The sequence below is a fragment of the Modestobacter sp. SYSU DS0511 genome (genome assembly GCF_054050755.1).
Genome location: NZ_JBJGZY010000083.1, coordinates 1 through 506, shown reverse-complemented (window position 1 = coordinate 506; position 506 = coordinate 1). Strand labels below are relative to the sequence as shown.

Here is a 506-nt window from a genome sequence, read left to right as displayed (position 1 = left end):
GAGCCGCCCTGGAAGTGCTGGAACCGGGCCTTCCCGTCGGGGGTGCGCCCGGCCGCCGCGGTCGGGAAACCCAGCAGCCCCTCAGGACCACCCGCGGTCTCGTACGCCGTCAGCAACGCCGCCGGCACCCCGTGCCCACCCGTCGCCGCCGAGACGAACACCGCCCCACCCTGGAACGGCATCACCGAACCCCGACCACCAGCCACGGCCACCACGTCCGAGGTCGGATACCCCAACGACCCCAGCACACCACCGGCGGCCTCCCACCCGTTCCGGACCGCCACCGGCACCACCCGCGCACCCAACGACTCGTGCACGTACAACCAGCCACCCTGGAACTGCCCCGCCTGCGCCTTCCCGTCCGCCGTCGCCGCCACGTCCCCCAGCGGCATCCCCAGCGCACCACCATCAGCACCAGCAGCCAGCCACTCATCGCGCACCGACCCCGACACCAACCGAGCACCCGTGGCCTGCGACCAGTACACCCAGCCCCGCTGGAACTGCAC

General features: G+C 72.9%; 1 protein-coding gene and 1 pseudogene. Both read right to left on the bottom strand.

The window, feature by feature from the left end:
• On the bottom strand, positions 1-392 hold a 392-nt coding region (locus ACI783_RS19810), incomplete at its 3' end, for an LGFP repeat-containing protein (RefSeq protein WP_457142036.1).
• A 21-nt stretch (positions 393-413) separates the two neighbouring features.
• A pseudogene (locus ACI783_RS19805) lies at positions 414-506 on the bottom strand (hypothetical protein); the annotation flags it as partial.